Annotated in this window: 16 protein-coding genes; 2 read left to right on the top strand and 14 right to left on the bottom strand. The window is 69.4% G+C overall.

Annotation, left to right across the window (positions count from 1 at the left end; genetic code table 11):
- Nucleotides 1–131 precede the first annotated feature (131 nt).
- From J2Y70_RS18755 to J2Y70_RS18720, 8 genes are all read right to left on the bottom strand, one after another.
- Complete coding sequence (locus J2Y70_RS18755; RefSeq protein ID WP_309921101.1) at nt 132–629, bottom strand: transposase; 498 nt, start codon at nt 627–629, stop codon at nt 132–134.
- A gap of 199 nt (nt 630–828) precedes the next feature.
- Nucleotides 829–1,170, bottom strand: a complete 342-nt coding sequence (locus tag J2Y70_RS18750) for a lipid-A-disaccharide synthase N-terminal domain-containing protein (RefSeq protein WP_263396625.1) — start codon at nt 1,168–1,170, stop codon at nt 829–831.
- A gap of 1 nt (nt 1,171) precedes the next feature.
- Nucleotides 1,172–1,894: a glycosyltransferase family 2 protein gene (locus J2Y70_RS18745; protein ID WP_309920966.1), complete on the bottom strand. Its 723-nt coding sequence runs from the start codon at nt 1,892–1,894 to the stop codon at nt 1,172–1,174.
- 108 nt (nt 1,895–2,002) lie between these two features.
- A complete protein-coding gene (locus J2Y70_RS18740; protein WP_309920964.1) occupies nt 2,003–2,968 on the bottom strand; it encodes an SDR family NAD(P)-dependent oxidoreductase in 966 nt (321 codons plus the stop codon).
- 66 nt (nt 2,969–3,034) lie between these two features.
- A complete protein-coding gene (locus J2Y70_RS18735; protein ID WP_263396622.1) occupies nt 3,035–3,958 on the bottom strand; it encodes a ParB/RepB/Spo0J family partition protein in 924 nt (307 codons plus the stop codon).
- Complete coding sequence (locus J2Y70_RS18730; protein ID WP_263396621.1) at nt 3,958–4,755, bottom strand: ParA family protein; 798 nt, start codon at nt 4,753–4,755, stop codon at nt 3,958–3,960. Before J2Y70_RS18730 ends, J2Y70_RS18735 begins: the two co-directional genes overlap by 1 nt.
- Before the next feature lie 100 nt (nt 4,756–4,855).
- Nucleotides 4,856–5,497 (bottom strand): 16S rRNA (guanine(527)-N(7))-methyltransferase RsmG, encoded by a 642-nt coding sequence (rsmG, locus tag J2Y70_RS18725; RefSeq protein WP_263396620.1) that lies wholly within the window; start codon nt 5,495–5,497, stop codon nt 4,856–4,858.
- Nucleotides 5,498–5,740: 243 nt separating this feature from the next.
- Nucleotides 5,741–6,364, bottom strand: a complete 624-nt coding sequence (locus tag J2Y70_RS18720) for a 4'-phosphopantetheinyl transferase superfamily protein (RefSeq protein ID WP_309920957.1) — start codon at nt 6,362–6,364, stop codon at nt 5,741–5,743.
- 129 nt (nt 6,365–6,493) lie between these two features.
- On the opposite strand from J2Y70_RS18720, the gene J2Y70_RS18715 reads away from it, so the two are divergent.
- Nucleotides 6,494–6,745, top strand: coding sequence for a GlsB/YeaQ/YmgE family stress response membrane protein (locus J2Y70_RS18715; RefSeq protein WP_009573531.1), 252 nt, complete (start codon nt 6,494–6,496; stop codon nt 6,743–6,745).
- Nucleotides 6,746–6,811: 66 nt separating this feature from the next.
- Here J2Y70_RS18715 and J2Y70_RS18710 read toward each other — a convergent pair whose 3' ends face one another.
- Both J2Y70_RS18710 and xth read right to left on the bottom strand, forming a co-directional pair.
- On the bottom strand, nt 6,812–7,243 hold the full coding sequence (locus J2Y70_RS18710; protein WP_309920952.1) for a GFA family protein: 432 nt from the start codon (nt 7,241–7,243) through the stop codon (nt 6,812–6,814).
- Nucleotides 7,240–8,022, bottom strand: a complete 783-nt coding sequence (gene xth, locus J2Y70_RS18705; protein ID WP_309920949.1) for an exodeoxyribonuclease III — start codon at nt 8,020–8,022, stop codon at nt 7,240–7,242. Before xth ends, J2Y70_RS18710 begins: the two co-directional genes overlap by 4 nt.
- A gap of 85 nt (nt 8,023–8,107) precedes the next feature.
- On the opposite strand from xth, the gene J2Y70_RS18700 reads away from it, so the two are divergent.
- Nucleotides 8,108–9,343, top strand: a complete 1,236-nt coding sequence (locus tag J2Y70_RS18700) for a hypothetical protein (RefSeq protein ID WP_309920946.1) — start codon at nt 8,108–8,110, stop codon at nt 9,341–9,343.
- 20 nt (nt 9,344–9,363) lie between these two features.
- Here J2Y70_RS18700 and J2Y70_RS18695 read toward each other — a convergent pair whose 3' ends face one another.
- From J2Y70_RS18695 to J2Y70_RS18680, 4 genes are all read right to left on the bottom strand, one after another.
- The gene (locus J2Y70_RS18695) at nt 9,364–10,800 is read right to left on the bottom strand and encodes a coniferyl aldehyde dehydrogenase (protein ID WP_309920943.1); all 1,437 of its coding nucleotides are present in this window, start codon (nt 10,798–10,800) and stop codon (nt 9,364–9,366) included.
- Nucleotides 10,801–11,396: 596 nt separating this feature from the next.
- Nucleotides 11,397–12,077: a pyrimidine 5'-nucleotidase gene (yjjG, locus tag J2Y70_RS18690; protein WP_309920940.1), complete on the bottom strand. Its 681-nt coding sequence runs from the start codon at nt 12,075–12,077 to the stop codon at nt 11,397–11,399.
- Between the two features lie 146 nt (nt 12,078–12,223).
- Complete coding sequence (locus J2Y70_RS18685) at nt 12,224–13,882, bottom strand: MFS transporter (protein WP_263396614.1); 1,659 nt, start codon at nt 13,880–13,882, stop codon at nt 12,224–12,226.
- Between the two features lie 134 nt (nt 13,883–14,016).
- On the bottom strand, nt 14,017–15,423 hold the full coding sequence (locus tag J2Y70_RS18680) for a porin (RefSeq protein WP_263396613.1): 1,407 nt from the start codon (nt 15,421–15,423) through the stop codon (nt 14,017–14,019).
- Nucleotides 15,424–15,597: the final 174 nt, after the last annotated feature.

Raw genomic sequence — 15,597 nt, 5'->3', positions numbered from 1 at the left:
GCATTGGAGCTGAAGCTCCTCCCACGGTGCCCTCTCGTCACCGGCGAGTCATTGTGGGAGCGACTTCAGTCGCGACGAGCGGAGCACGACGCTCTCCAAATTCACCCACTTCTTCATGTGCGCCATCTGGATTACGGTGTCGGGCGAGCACTGCGGTCCTTCGCCGCATCCAGCCAGACTGCATCCCAATACGGATACCTACCAAGCCTGTCCACCAAGCCCGCCCGCAGCGGATTAGCGACGACATAGCGCGCGACAGGCAGCAACTGCCGTTCCTGCCGTAGCGCACGATCATGGAAACCCGGCATCCATACAGTCCCACCGCGACCCCGCGCCAGATTCACTGCCCTGGCCGCCCTGCCTTTGGCATTCTGCATGACGCTCGACAATGCCCCATCCCCTTCGAGCTGGAGCAATCCATGCCAGTGATCGGGCATCAACACCCAGCACAGCAACTGTGCGCAATCCCAGGTTGCCGGGTCGGAAAGGCAGGCCGCGGCGGCCCAGGCGCAGCGCCAGTCCTCGAACAGGCGCTGGCGTTCGCAGGTCACCGCCGTCACCAGATAGATGCGGCCCGATTCGGTGCAGCGCCCTGCGCGTAGCGCGCGATAACCGCGGGGAGGTTGCATGTGCATGCCGCCAGCTTCGTCGCGGGAAGATGGCGGCGCCATCGGGGATCGACCCGCGGCGCTGTCGGAAAATGCGCGAGCATGCGATGGCGGAAACGGTAAGGCGTCGGGACTGAAGTCCCTCCCACAAGAGGCGCCATGCCGAGCGCTTCAGCCGCGCCTCGGCTTCAGCCTGCCATCGGTTGCGATCGCCCTCGCCTCAATGCGATGCGCGGTCCCGGTGCCAGCCGCGGTGCTTGATGTCCAGGTACAGGCTGTAGAACGCGGTGAAGGCGGGGAACAGGTTCTGCAGCACGCCGACCGAGTCCTGCTTGGCCGAGAACAGGAAGTAGCTCAGCGTCATCAGGCTGCCGACCACGCTCATGTACCAGAACATGCGCGGGATCACCGGCTTGCCTGCGCGCTTGGAGGCGACGAACTGCACCAGCCAGCGGCCGCCGAACATCAGCGCGCCGACGTAGCCGATCAGCTTCCAGCCGGTGACGTGCAGGCCGGTCCAGTACAGCGCCTGGATCGGTTCGTTGAGGAAATGCACTTCCATCTCAGCGCTCCTGCACCACGGTGCGGCGGCTGCGCGCGATCAGCCAGGCCACGCCGCGCAGGTCGCGGATGCCGACCAGCGCGCGGTTGAGGTTGTTGTACTTGGACACGCCCGAAGTGCGGTGGCGGTGATTCACCGGCACGCTCAGGGTGCGCCAGCCGGCACGCTGCATCAGCGCCGGCAGGTAGCGGTGCATGTGGTCGAAGTACGGCAGGTCCAGGAACGCGTCGCGCTCGAACAGCTTGATGCCGCAGCCGGTGTCGGGGGTGTCGTCGCGCAGCATGCGCGCGCGGATCGCATTGGCCCACTTGGACGCCCAGCGCTTGCTGCCCGAGTCCTGCCGCGACACGCGCCAGCCGGCGAACAGCTTGACCTGCGCGTCCGCGGCGGCGCGCGCAGCCAGCAGCTTGGGGATGTCGGCCGGATCGTTCTGGCCATCGCCGTCGAGGGTGGCGATCCAGGCGCCGCGCGCGGCCTTGACCCCGTTGCGCACCGCGGTGCTCTGCCCGCTCTGGGTGACGTGGTGCAGCACCCGCAGCTCCGGCGTGCTCGCCTTCAGGCCGTCCAGCACGGCCAGGGTGTCGTCGCGCGAATGGTCGTCGACATAGACGATCTCGAAGTCGGTCACGCCGCGCAGCGCGGCGACGATCTCGGCCACCAGCGGCGGCACGTTGTCGCGCTCGTTGAACACCGGGACGACGACGGAAAGGGAAGGCTGGCTCATGGCTCGACTAGGCTCGGCGGCAACGCAAGGGAGAAATGCGGGGAACGGCAGCGGCGACGCAAAAAGACCGCGCATTGTGCCCTGGGCCGGTGACCCGGGGCTGAAGCATCAGGCCGCGGCGCCGAAATAATCGCGGCACCACTGCACCACCTGCGGCAGCCCGACCTCGATCGGGGTGCTCGGCTCGAAGCCGAAGGCGGCGTGGGCGCGCGCCGTATCGGCCATCGTCTCGACCATGTCGCCCGGCTGCATCGGCTTGTAGACCTTCTCGGCGGGGCGGCCGGCGGCGGCCTCGATCACCCCGATGAAGCGCTCCAACTCGACCGGCGTGTGGTTGCCCAGGTTGAACACCCGATGCGGCACCGGGTCGGTGGACGGATGGTCGAGCGCGCCGAGCACGCCGGCGACGATGTCGGCGACGAAGGTGAAGTCGCGGCGCATGCGGCCGTGGTTGAACACCTCGATCGGGCGCCCGGCCAGCACCGCGCGGCTGAACAGCAGCGGCGCCATGTCCGGCCGGCCCCACGGGCCGTACACGGTGAAGAAGCGCAGCCCGGTGGCGCGCAGGCCGTACAGCTGCGCGTAGGTATAGGCCATCAGCTCGTTGGCGGCCTTGGTCGCCGCGTACAGCGAGCGCGGCTGGTCGATGCGCTGGTCTTCGGAAAACGGCGGCGTCGCCGAATCGCCGTACACCGAGCTGCTTGATGCGTAGGTCAGGTGCTGCACGCCGCGGTGCCGGCACAGTTCCAGCATGTTGACGAAGCCGACCAGGTTGCTGTCGACGTAGGCGTACGGGTTCTGCAGCGAATAGCGCACGCCCGCCTGCGCGGCCAGGTGCACCACGCGCTCGGGGCGGACCTCGTCGAACAACGCGGTCAGGCCGTCGCGGTCGGTGAGGTCGAGCTGGCGGATGTCGGCCTGCGGGCACAGCGCGGCGACGCGATCGCGCTTGAGCTGCGGGTCGTAGTAGTCGTTGTAGTTGTCCAGCCCCACCACCGCCTCGCCGCGCGCGGCCAGCGCACGGCAGGTGTAGGCGCCGACGAAGCCGGCCGCGCCGGTGACCAGGACCGTCATCGGCGCACGCCTTGCACGATTGCGGGGACGGTGGCGGACGTCATGCGGATCGACAGCGGCGGCGGCTCAGCCGACCTTGCCGCGCAGCCGCTCCAGCACGCCGTCGAGCGTGTCCAGGTCGGTGTAGTGGATCACCAGCTTGCCCTTGCCGCCGCGGCCGTGGGCGATGGCGACCTTGGTCCCGAGCGATTCGGACAGCTCGGTCTCCAGCGAGGCGATGTCGGCCTGCGGCGCGACGCGGCCGGGCTTGGCCTTGCGGTTGCTGGGCACCTTGCCGGCGGCGAACTGCTGCGCACGGTGCTCGACCTCGCGCACCGACCAGCCCTGGTCGGCGGCGTCGGAGGCCAGGCGGCTGGCCAGTTCCGGCGACAGCGTCAGCAGCGCGCGCGCATGGCCCATTTCCAGGCGCCCGGCTTCGAGCAGCGCGCGGATCGCCGGCGGCAGCTCCAGCAGGCGCAGCAGGTTGGACACCGAGGCGCGCGAGCGGCCCACCGCTTCGGCCGCCTCGGCGTGGGTCAGCGCGAATTCGTCGATCAGCCGCTGCAGCGCCTGCGCTTCCTCCAGCGGGTTGAGGTCCTCGCGCTGGATGTTTTCGATCAGCGCCATGGCGATGACGGTGCGGTCGTCGAGCTCGCGCACCACCACCGGCACTTCGCTCAGCCCGGCCAGCTGCGAGGCGCGCCAGCGGCGTTCGCCGGCGACAATCTCGAACCTGCCCGGCTCCAGTTCGCGGGCGACGATCGGCTGGATCACGCCCTGCGCCTTGATCGACTCGGCCAGCTCCTGCAGCTTGCCCTCGTCCATTTCCTGGCGCGGCTGGTACTTGCCCGGCTGCAGCTGCCCGACCGGCAGCTGGCGCAGGCTCTCGCCGGGCTGCGCCGCGTCGTTGGGCGCCGGCGCGGCCGTGCCGCCCTTCGGTCCCAGCAGCGCTTCCAGGCCGCGGCCGAGGCCGCGCTTCTTCGCTCCGAGGGCAGGGGGCTTGGCGCTCATCAGACGGTCTCCATGGCCGGGGCGGCCCGATTGCGTTCGTTGCGGCGGCGCACGATCTCGCCGGCCAGGCCGATGTAGGCGACGCCGCCGCGCGAGGTGCGGTCGTAGCCGACGATGCTCTGGCCGTGGCTGGGCGCCTCGGCTAGGCGCACGTTGCGCGGCACGATGGTGCGGAACACCTTGTCGCCGAAATGGTTGGTCAGCTCCGCCGACACCGCGTTGGCCAGGTTGTTGCGCACGTCGAACATGGTGCGCAGCACGCCCTCGATCTCCAGCGTCGGATTGAGGTTGGCGCGCAGCGCCTCGATGGTCTCCAGCAGCGCGGTCAGCCCTTCCAGCGCGTAGTACTCGCATTGCATCGGCACGATGATCGAGTCGGCCGCGGTCAGCGCGTTCAAGGTGAGCAGCGACAGCGCCGGCGGGCAGTCGATCAGGATGAAGTCGTACTCGGCGCGCAGCGGCGCCAGCGCGGTCTTCAGCCGCTGCTCGCGCGCCGGCTGGTCCATCAGCTGGATCTCGGCGGCGGTCAGGTCGATGTTGCCGGGCAGCAGGTCGAAGCCCTCCGGCGCGGTCACCCGGATCTGCGCGGCGCTGCTTTCGCCCAGCAGCACGTCGCAGGTGGACGCGGCCACCTCGCGCTTGTCGATGCCGCTGCCCATCGTCGCGTTGCCCTGCGAATCCAGGTCCACCAGCAGCACGCGCTGCGGCTGGCGCGCGAGCGCCGCCGCCAGGTTGACCGCCGTGGTGGTCTTGCCGACGCCGCCTTTCTGGTTGGCGATGGCGATGATGCGGGCCATGCGGGAGCCTCGTCGGCGATGGGTGGGACCGGGCATTATGCGGTCACACCCCCCTGGGGCGGAAATCGGCGTCGGCGCCCCGGCCGCCGCCCGCCCCGGCTCAGCCGCGCTCGACCACCACCAGGTGGCGGTCCGCGTCCAGGCCCGGCACCTGCAGCCGGTGCACCGCCTGCATCACCCAGCCCGGCGGCAGCGCGGCGATCTCCTCGTCCGGGCGCATCCCTTTCATCGCCAGCAGGCGCCCGCCCGGGCGCAGCAGGTGGCCGCCGACGGCGACGATGCCGGCCAGCGTGTCCAGCGCGCGCGCGGTCAGGACATCGTAGGCGCCGGGCTCGTCCACCGCCTCGGCGCGGGATTCGGCCACGCGCGCGTTGTCCAGGCGCAGCTGGCGCACCGCCTCGCGCAGGAACCGCGCCTTCTTGCCGTTGCTCTCGACCAGGGTCACCCGCAACTGCGGCCGCGCGATCGCCAGCGGGATGCCCGGCAGGCCGGGGCCGGTGCCCAGGTCGGCGAGCGTGCCTTCGACCACGAACGGCTGCATCGCCAGCGAATCGAGCAGGTGCCGGGTCACCATCTCGTGCGGATCGCGGACCGCGGTGAGGTTGTAGGTGCGGTTCCAGCGCGCCAGCAGCGCCAGGTAGGCCAGCAGCGGCGGCGCCAGCGCCGCGGCGTCCAGGCCTTGCGCGCGCAGGCCGTGGTCGAGCGCGGCGGGGACGGATTCGGGGAGGGAGGCGTCGTTCATCGGTGGATTATCGCAGGTGACGCCATGGGCGCTGCCATGTCGCGGATGGCGGCGCCGCCGCCGGGCATCCGCAGCGGGGCGTCGCTGGTGTGGCACGGCGGCATGCAGGAGACCCTGGGCGTCGCAGTGGCGCGACCGGGCCTGGGTCCACCAGCGACTGTTCGTCGGGGCGGCCTCGGCCGCGACCGGCGTTGCCGGCAAAGCGTCGCGGCTGAAGCCGCTCCTACAAGGGCGATAGGGCGGCTACGCCGGCTCCAGCGGATACCAGGCCAGCGCGGCGCGATAGTCCGGCGCCGGCACCCATTCGTGCACCTGCCAGCGCGCGACCGCGCCCAGCGCCGGATCGCACCAGGCCAGGCGCAGGACGCCGGCGGCGTCCTCGGCGAAGCGCAGCCGGTGCAGCCCGAACGACAGCCCGTGGCCGTACGCCTTCAGCAGCGCCTCCTTGGCGCACCACAGGCGAAAGAACAGCGCCTCGCGCGCCGGCTCGGCCAGCGCCTGCAAGGTCGCGACCTCGTCGGGGTGGAAGAACCGTTGCGCCACCTCCAGCAATCGCGGCCGCGGGCGCTGGTGCTCGATGTCCACGCCCAGCCGCGCGTGCGCGCCGATGCCCACCAGCAGATAGTCGCCGCTGTGGCTCCAGCCGGTGCCGACGTGCGCCAGCGGCGCGTGCAGCCAGGGCCGGCCGCGTTCGTCGCGGCGCAGCGGCAGCTGCGCCTCCGGCGTCGCCAGTTCGGCGGCCAGCAGCCGCCGTGCCTGCGCCTCGCCCGGGGTGCGCGGCGGATGCGGGCGCAGCCACAGCGCCACCGGGCCGAAGCGCCAGTCGGGCGGATCGGGATGCAATGGTGCGTCGGGCGCGACGCTCACGCCGCCTCCACGAACCGCAACGCCCGCTGCGCCGCGCCGGTCTGGATACACGGTCGCTTCACGGCAGCGCTCCTTAAATGGCCCGCGCCACACCGCTCCCGGTGCGGGCACACGCTAGGAGTCTTATCCATGGGCATCATCATCTGGTTGATCGTCGGCGGCATCGTGGGCTGGCTGGCCAGCATCATCATGCGCCGTGACGCACAGCAGGGCATCATCCTGAATATCGTCGTCGGCATCATCGGCGCGTTGATCGCCGGCTGGTTGTTCGGCGGCGGCATCAACCAGGCGATCACCCTGTGGACGTTCCTGTACTCGTTGATCGGCGCGGTCATCCTGCTCGCCATCGTCAACCTGTTCACCCGCGGCCGCGCGCGCTAAGCGCAGAAGCCCCCGCAGGTTCGCGCAAACGCCCGGTTCGCCGGGCGTTTGCGTTTACGGCGGCGCTCATGGGGTGGCGCGGTCGGCCGGATGATGCACGCCATCGCTGACCGGCACCGCGATGGCCAGCGCGTACGGATCCACGCCTTCCAGGCAGCCGACGTTGTAACCGTACTCGTTGGGATCTGAGCGGCGCTGGTGATGCGTGTAGATCCCGCACACCCCGCAGAAATAGTGCTGCGCGGTGTGGGTATTGAAGCTGTACAGGCGCAGCGCGTCGGCCCCCTCGCGCACGTGCAGTGCGGCCAACGGCACCGAACCGACGATCGCGCCGCGGCGGCGGCACAGCGAGCAGTTGCAGCGGCGCGGGTCGACGATGCCGTGCGGCAGTTCCAGGTCGATCTGCACCGCGCCGCAGTGGCAGCTGAGCCGGTGCAGCGGCGCGATCGCGGTGTCGCCGACCTTGTCGATGCAACGGCGCGGATGACGCTCGTTCATACGCCGGCTCCTTGCTCCAGTTCGATCCAGGCCGGCGCATGGTCGCTGGGGCGGTCCCAGGTACGCGGTTCACGGTCGATGCCGGCCGCGCGCGTGCTCGCCTTCAGCGCGTCGGAGACCAGGGTCAGGTCGATGCGCAGGCCGAGGTCGCGGCGGAAGCCGGCCTGGCGATAGTCCCACCAGCTGAAGATGCCGCCGTCGTCGTGGTGCAGGCGGAAACCGTCGTGCAGGCCCAGCGCCTGCAGCTTGTGCAGCGCGCCGCGCTCGGCGGTGGAGGTGAGGATGTGGTTGTCGCTCCACACCAGCGGGTCGTGCACGTCGCGCGCGTCCGGCGCGATGTTGAAGTCGCCCAGCACCACCATGCGCGGATGGCGCTGCAGCTCGGCGGCGAGCCAGTCGTGCACCGCCTCGAGCCAGCGCAGCTTGTAGGCGTACTTGTCGGTGCCCACGTCCTGGCCGTTGACCACGTACAGGTTGACGATGCGCAGATCGCCGACGGTGGCGGCGATGACCCGCTTCTGCTCGTCCTCCAGACCGGGCACGCCGATCTGCACGTCGCTGGCCGGCGTGCGCGACAGGATCGCCACGCCGTTGTAGGTCTTCTGCCCGGCGAACACGCTGCGATAGCCCGCCTCGGCCAGCGCCGCATCCGGGAACTTGTGGTCTTCCAGCTTGGTTTCCTGGATGCCGACGATGTCCGGCGCGAACGCCGCCAGCCACTGTTGCAGGTGCGGCAGGCGCACGTTGAGCGAGTTGACATTCCAGGAGGCGATTTTCATGAGATCGAGACGGAGGGCGCTTGCGCGCAGGCGGGCAGTACGCAACATTGTGCCATCCTTGCAAGGTACGTCGGCGCCTCACCCCATGACCGCGATCGCCCTGCTCGACGTCGCACATTATCCTCACCTCGTCGCCGACACCCTGCTTTCCGCGGCGGGACCGGATCCCTCATCGCGCAAAGAGCTGTGGTTGCCGGCGCTGGGGCATGTGCGCTCGGAATGGCGCGATGCTGCGGGCCCCTTTCACCTCTCCAGGCTCGCGCGCAAGACCTTCGTACTGCCGAACTGCGGCGGCATGGTGGCATTCGCCGGCAACTGCACTGTCGCCTTCGCCTTCTGGGCGCAGTTGTCCGAGATCATCAAGCGCAACGCCTGCTTCGATCCCGGCTACCGGGTGGAGGCGCACACCCTGCGATCGGCACTGACCGCGCTGGGCGCCCAGGCGGACGCCATTTCCTTGCTTGGCGTCCTTGTGGATGCCCAACGCACATGCACGCCGTTCGTGCATGGCATCCATCGAGAAGTGATCACGGACCATTTCGGCACCTGCTTCATCGCCGGATCTGGAATGGCGATGGTCGAACGGATGATCAATGCCGCCGATCATGCCCTGTCGCGAACGGGCTGGCCGGCACGGGCGCCGCTCACGCCTTGTGAAGATCTCGCCGAAGGCATCTCCGCCGAGATGCTGTTCCGCGAAGGCTTTACAGACAACGGAACATCCCCGGAAAGCCCGATCGCCCTTGGATGCGGCGGCTTCTACGAATGGTACGCCGCAACCGCGAATGGCGTGCGCGCCCTGCAACCGCGACTGGACTTGCATGTGCGCGCCAGTCGCGATGGACTGGTGTTCGACAGGATCTACTTCGCCGAACAGCACGAACTCATCGACCCTATGCAACTGGGCGTGCCGTCGCAGCGCTACTTTCTGCTGGTGATGAACCTGATCCTGGAACCATTGCCGCTGGATCGCGCGGCGGCAAGCAGGCCAGGCTATGCGCTGCGGTCGGGCGAAAGCTGGCTCACCATGCTGGAGTCCGCATTCATCGACTACGACCGGACACCGGACCAGCGGACGCAGCGCATGGATGGTCCGCTCGACGCCGAACTGCTGCAGCATCTGTTCGCACAGCCGCTGGCACTGCATCGCGTCCGCCTGATGCTATTGATCGACAGAGAAGACGGCTGCATCGCCGATCGCCTGGTGCGTCCAGACACCGGTCCGGCGCTGGCGACGCTACGCGCCGAGGGCGGCGCACTGGTCGTGGACCTGGATGCGCGGCTCACCGAGAAGATCGCACGGCGCGTGTGGGCCGACTGAGCGCCATCCCGGGTCCCGGCTCAGCGCAACAGAAACTCCAGCACGCGCGCGATGCGCCGGTACGGCGGCTTCAGCAGGTCGCTGCCGGCGCGGCGCGACTGCCACAGGATCGGCAGCGCCTTGCTGAAGGCGTCGAAGCCGGCGCGGCCGTGGTAGGCGCCCATGCCGCTGGGGCCGATGCCGCCGAACGGCAGCGCGTTGGCGGCGAAGTGCAGCAGGCTGTCGTTGACGGTGACGCCGCCGGCGACGGTGGCGTGCAGGATCGCTTCGACCTGCGCGCGGTCGTGGCTGAAGGGATACAGCGCCAGCGGCCGGTCGCGGCCGTTGACCATCGCGATCGCCTCGTCCAGCGTGCGGTAGCTGCGCAGCGGCAGGATCGGGCCGAAGATCTCTTCCTGCATCAGCAGCGCATCGTCGCCGGGTTGCAGCACCACGGTCGGCACGATCAGGCGCTCGCGTTCGGCGCGCTCGGGCTCGATGCTGGCCAGTTCGATCACCTCCAGGCCGCGCGCGCGCGCATCGTCCAGGTAGCCGCGCAGGCGCCGGTACTGGCCTTCGTTGACGATGCGGGTGTAGTCGTCGGCCACGGCGAAGTCGCCGTAGCGCGCCAGCACCTGCGCGCGCAGCGCCTGCACCAGCGCCGCGCTGCGGCTGGCGTCGACCAGCACGTAGTCCGGCGCGATGCAGGTCTGCCCGGCGTTGAACCACTTGCCGGTGGCCAGGCGCGCGGCGGCCTGTTCCAGCGGGTAGTCGGCGCAGACGATGGCCGGCGATTTGCCGCCCAGTTCCAGGGTCAGCGGGGTCAGGTTCGGCGCGGCCGCGGCCATCACCTTGCGCCCGACCGCGGTGGAGCCGGTGAACACCAGGTGGTCCAGCGGCAGCGCGGCGAAGGCGCCGGCCACCTCGGCCCCGCCCAGCGCCAGCGCCACGCGCTGCGGCGGGAACACTTCGGCCAGCAGCGAGTGCAGGAACCGCGCGGTGCGCGGGGTGTGCTCGGAGGGTTTCAGGTAGACGTGGTTGCCGGCGGCGATGGCGGTGGCCAGCGGGATCAGCGCCAGGTTGACCGGGTAGTTCCACGGCGCGATCACCCCGACCACGCCGACCGGCACCGGCCGCACTTCGGCGCGCGCCGGCCACAGCCGCCAGCCGGCGCCGACGCGCTGCGGCCGCATCCAGCGCTTGAGGTGGCGCAACAGATGGTCGATCTCGCCGAGCACGGTCATGCCGTCGGCCAGCAGCGATTCGTGGCGCGAGCGATGGCCGAAATCGGCGGCGATGGCGTCGGCCATCTCCGGCAGGCGCCGCTTCAGCGCCGCGCGCAGGCGCTGCAGGTCGTCGCGGCGTTGCGCCTGGTCGGGCTTGGCCGCCCGCCAGGCGGTGCGCAGCCGTTGCAAGGTGGCCGGCAGGTCGGCGAGCGGCGTGTCGGCGCTGTGGAACGCGGGGTCGGAAATGGGCATGGGCGCACTATACGATGCCGGCGTATGGCCCGATGCGAGTAGTGCGGGACAGGCCGTGGCGCGGCGGCGGGCCAACCGGAGATCGTGTGATGCAGGTGCCGCAGGCTTTACCGCGTCGCGACTGAAGTCGCTCCCACAATGGGTCGATCGGCGTACGGTCCTTGTGGGAAGGGCTTCAGCGCCGATGGCGCCTGGCATTCGGATGCGTGTCGCCGGCAATCCTGCAAGAGCTTGGTTCCCTACCCCAGCAAGCATGACGTGCGCTGAGCCTGTGGGTCGCGGCTGAAGCCGCTCCTACAGGAAGCGCTGAAGTGTTTGGCCAACCGGAGATCGATTGATGCGCGCGTCGCAGTTTTGCCGCGTCGCGACTGAAGTCGCTCCCACAATGGGTTGGTCGGCATACCGTCTCCTTGTGGGAAGGGCTTCAGCGCCGACGGCGTCAGGCATTCGGATGCGTGCTGCTGGCAATCATGCAAGAGCTTGGTTTCCTAACCCAGCAAGCATGGCGTGCGCCGAACCTGTGGGTCGCGGCTGAAGCCGCTCCTACAGAAAGCGCGAAAGCGCTTCGGCCATGGGGTGCGGCGCAACACGCGCGGTCATGTCTCCTCGAGCAGCAATGCCTGCAGCTGCGCCAGCGTGGCCACTTCGTAGTGCGGCACGATGCCCTCGGGCGCCGGCAGGGCGTGCGCGTTGAACCAGCAGGTGTGCAGGCCGGCGGCCAGGCCGCCGGCGATGTCGGCGTGCGGATTGTCGCCGACCATCAGCACCTGTGCGGGCGGCGGATCGCCCAGCTGCGCCAGGGCGTGCGCGAAGATGCCCGGGTGCGGCTTGGCGACGCCCACCCGCTCGGAAATGGCGACGACCTCGAAACGGTCGTGCAGGCCGGTGCGCAGCAGCCGCGCCTGCTGCAACACGGTGAAGCCGTTGGTGACCAGGCCCAGCCGCGCGCGTCCGCGCAATGCGTCCAGCAACGCCACCGCGCCGTCCAGCGGTGCGCACAACTCGGCCATCGCCGTCAGGAACGCGGCGTTCAAGGTCTCCGGCGCGGTCTGCAGGCGCTGCGCCCAGCCGGCGAAGCGGCGCTGCTGCAACTGCAGTGCGGTGATCGCGCCGTTCTGGTATTCCACCCACAACGGCCGGTTGAGCGCGGTGTAGTCGGCGTAGTCCTGCTCGGCGAAGGCGACGCCGTAGCCGGCGAACATGCGCTGCAGGCCGGCGTAGGCATCGAAGCGGAACAGCGTGTCGTCGGCGTCGAACAGGATCCAGCGGTAGCGCATGCGGCGGTCTACGGGTGTGTGCAGCGCGCATGGTAAGCGCATGCCGCCGCCGTCGATGCCAGCGCCGCGGCGTAGCGCACAAACGACGACGCCGGCACGAGGCCGGCGTCGCAGTGCCGGAAGCTCCGGCGCAAGGGCAGACACCCTTACTTGGTGATGTCCACGTTACGCGTCTCGCGCAGGAACAGCGTGCCCAGCACCAGGGTCATCAGCGCGATGCCGATGGGATACCACAGGCCGTAGTAGATGTTGCCGGTGCCGGCCACCAGGGCGAAGGAGATCGCCGGCAGGAACCCGCCGAACCAGCCGTTGCCGATGTGGTACGGCAGCGACATCGAGGTGTAGCGGATGCGGGTCGGGAACAGTTCGACCAGGAACGCGGCGATCGGGCCGTAGACCATGGTCACGTAGATCACCAGCACCCACAGCAGCAGGATCGTCATCGGGATGTTGATGCGCGCGGTATCGGCCTTCTCCGGATAGCCGGCCGCGGTCAGCGCGCCCTTGAGCTCCTTGCCGAAGGCGTCGGCCTTGGGCTTGGCGTCGGCCTTGCTCAGGCCAGCGGCCTCGTAGGAGGCGACCTGGCTGCCGCCGATGTGCACCTGCGCCAGCGAACCCGGCGCTGCCGGCTGCACTTCATACGGCACGCCGGCCTTGGTCAGCGCGGCGGTGGCCACGTCGCAGGAGCTGGTGAACTTGCGCACGCCCACCGGATCGAACTGGAAGCTGCAGGTGGTCGGATCGGCCAGCACCTGCGCCGGCGACTTGGTGCGCGCCTCTTCCACCGCAGGATTGGCGAAGTGGGTGATGCCCTTGAACAGCGGCATGTAGGTCACCGCCGCCAGCAGGCAGCCGAGCAAGATGATCTTCTTGCGGCCGATCTTGTCCGACAGCCAGCCGAAGAACAGGAAGAACGGCGTGGCCAGCGCCAGCGCCGCGGCGATCAGCAGGTAGGACACGGTCGGATCGACCTTGAGCGTGCTCTGCAGGAAGAACAGCGCGTAGAACTGGCCGCCGTACCAGACCACGGCCTGGCCGGCGGTGGCGCCGAGCAGCACGATCAGCATCAGCTTGAAGTTGCCGTCCTTGAGGCTGTCGCGGAACGGCTGCTTGGAGCCCTTGCCCTCGGCCTTCATCTGCTGGAACAGCGGCGATTCGCTCAGCTGCAGGCGGATCCACACCGACACGCCGAGCAGGATGATCGAACCCAGGAACGGGATGCGCCAGCCCCATGCCTCGAATGCCTCGGTGCCCAGGGTCAGGCGGCACGCCAGGATCACCAGCAGCGACAGGAACAGGCCAAGGGTGGCGGTGGTCTGGATGAAGCTGGTGTACAGGCCGCGCTTGCCCGGCGGCGCATGCTCGGCGACGTAGGTCGCCGCGCCGCCGTACTCGCCGCCCATCGCCAGGCCCTGGGCCAGGCGCAGCACGATCAGGATCACCGGCGCGGCCACGCCCCAGGTGTTGTAGTTGGGCAGCACGCCGACCAGGAAGGTGGAGATGCCCATGATCAGGATGGTGACCAGGAACGTGTACTTGCGGCCAATGCGGTCGCCCAGGCTGCCGAAGAACGCGGCGCCGAACGGACGCACGAAGAAGCCGGCGGCGAAGGCCAGCAGCGCGAAGATCATGCCGGTGGTCTCGTTGACCCCGCTGAAGAACTGCTTGGCGATGATCGCGGCGAGCGACCCGTACAGGTAGAAGTCGTACCACTCGAAGACGGTGCCCAGGCTGGAGGCGAAGATCACCTTCTTGTGGCCCTTGGTCAGCGGCTGGCCTGACGGGTTGATGGCGGTGCTGGACATAGGAAGCTTCCCCTCCGAAGCGGTATGGTGTGGCGGTGGCGGTAAAAGGTGGTCGAAGCGCGATCCGTCGCGTGCGTCTGGCGGGCCCGCGGCGGCGCGGCGCGCCCTCCCGGGGCGCCGCGCCGGCCGTGGCCTCAGAAGCTGTACTTGGTGGTGAACTGCAGGCGGGTGATGTCGCCCTTGGCGCCGCTTTCGATCTCGCGCTTGCCGTACATCAGCTCGGCGCCGACGTCGACCTTGGGCATCGGCGTATAGAAGATGTTGCCGCGGATACTCTGCACGCTCTTGGTCACGCCCAGCCCGGTCAGCGCGGTGTCGTTGTCGTAGTCGCTGCGCGCGTAGATCAGGTTGGTGCGCAGCTTGGGCGAGAACGCATGGCGCCAGCCGATGTAGCCGGCGACCACGCCGACCGTGTCCAGGTCGCGGTCGGCCGCGTCGTAGACCGCGTTCTGGGCGATGCCCAGGCCGACGTAGCGGCCGATGCCTTCGCCGCCGCTGAGCTGGTAGAACAGGCTGTCGCTGTCCCCGGCCACCCACTTGCCGCCCAGGGTCAGGCCGCCGGAGACCTTGCTGGCGTCGGCGCCGGTGGCGCGGTTGTCCACCTTCTGCTGGCCGAGCAGGCCGCCGATGCCGAAGCTGCCCCAGTCGCCCTTCCAGCCGTAGCGCACGGTCAGGTCCGGCAACGCACCGCGGTCGGAGCTGGCGCTGGTGACGACGCCGGTCGCGCTGCGGTTGTAGACGGTGGTCTCCGGGTTCTCCAGGGCGATGCTGAAGCCGCCGTTGGTGTAGCGCACCTGCGCCTGGCGCACGAAGATCACGCCATCGGTGGGGCCGATGAAGTCGGCCGCTTCCGGCAGCGCCGCCGGATCCATGAAGTTGGACCAGGTCTGGCCGGCCAGCCAGTGGTTCCAGTACATGTAGGCATGGCGCAGGGTGGCGCCGTAGGTGTTGGTGGCGGTCTGGGTGCCCAGGGAATTGCCGAAGAAGTCCAGCTCCACCAGCGCGCCGGCCTTGTTGCCGGCGTCGGTGACGCTGTCCACGCCGAAGTTGATGCGCGAGAACTTGGCGTGCGCGTTGTAGTCGGTGCCCGACTTGCCGCCGCCGACCGGGGTCTGCCCGGGCAGGTACAGCGCGCGGCCGGTGGCGTCGTCGGCGAGCTGGCCGTCGCCGGTGCGGGTGGCCAGGAAATCGGCCTTGATGAAGCCGCCGACCTTGAACGTGGTGCCGGGCGCGGCGCCGGGGGTGATCGTGGTCACCTGGATCGGCGCCTTGCCGGCCGGCAGCGCCGGTGCCGCGGCCTGGCTGGACTTCACCGCCGCCACCTCGGTCTGGGTCTGCGCGATCTGGCCCTGCTGCTGTTGCTGCGAGGACAGCAGCAGCTGTACCTGCCGTTCCAGCTCGGCCACGCGGGCCTCCAGCGCCTGTTCGCGCGCCGACGGCGTCTTGCCGCTCTGGGCGAAGGCCGCGCCGGGCGCGATCAGGGCGACGAACAGCGCAGCGGCCAACGGGCGCCGTGCCAAGGATGCGATGCGGTTGCTCATTACTCCCTCCCGAATAATGGATGTCCACCGCGCGCAGGCACGGCTGAACCCAGAGTGCGCGCCGCGGCAGGGCGCGCCTATTGGCCATTAGTCGAACAGCGGCGGGTTTACGACCATCGTCTAAAGCCCGCCGCGTGCGCGCTTAACGGTGGATGCGGCACACTGCGCCATGAC

The organism is Xanthomonas sp. 1678 (assembly GCF_031455575.1).
Classification (GTDB): domain Bacteria; phylum Pseudomonadota; class Gammaproteobacteria; order Xanthomonadales; family Xanthomonadaceae; genus Xanthomonas_A.
This window is presented reverse-complemented; position numbering and strand designations above follow the sequence as displayed.